We start from the raw sequence: 431 nt of genomic DNA, 5'->3' as shown, positions 1-431 counted from the left end.
TGTATTCTCTCGAGTCGTGTTTATCCCTGTTTCGATGCAAGAATTATCGATGAATACGAGAGGGTTCTTCAAAGACCGAGATTTGGATTCAGGAGCGACGATATAAGGGCGCTTCTGGATTTCTTTGTTAGGGTCGGTTTTTTTGTGACTCCCGAACCAGTCTCTTTGGAGCTTCCAGATCTATCGGATTTACCTTTTGTTGAAGTCTCCAGAGCCACTAACAGTCCGATCGTTACGGGGAATGCTAAACACTTTCCCGCCGATTTCGTAACTGTCCTGAGTCCTGCAGCGTTGCTTCAGATAGTTCATAGAAGGGCGTGAAGAGCTATCTTTGAAAGCCGATTAAGAAAAATACGGACAGAGTCTATTTTATCAAGAGCGGTTCATCGTTCTGACGCTTCGCGTCCAGGTTCTTCGTTCTTGGTTCAGGA

At 45.5% G+C, this 431-nt stretch carries 1 protein-coding gene; it reads left to right on the top strand.

What is annotated here, in order from left to right; genetic code table 11:
• Window positions 1-321, top strand: a 321-nt coding sequence (locus B3K91_RS11635) for a PIN domain-containing protein (protein WP_292595256.1), incomplete at its 5' end; no start/stop codon positions are given.
• Window positions 322-431 lie beyond the last annotated feature (110 nt).

The organism is Mesotoga sp. UBA5847 (genome assembly GCF_002432735.1).
Classification (GTDB): domain Bacteria; phylum Thermotogota; class Thermotogae; order Petrotogales; family Kosmotogaceae; genus Mesotoga.
Note: the sequence above shows the minus strand (reverse complement) of the source record. Positions and strands in the feature narration are given on the sequence as shown.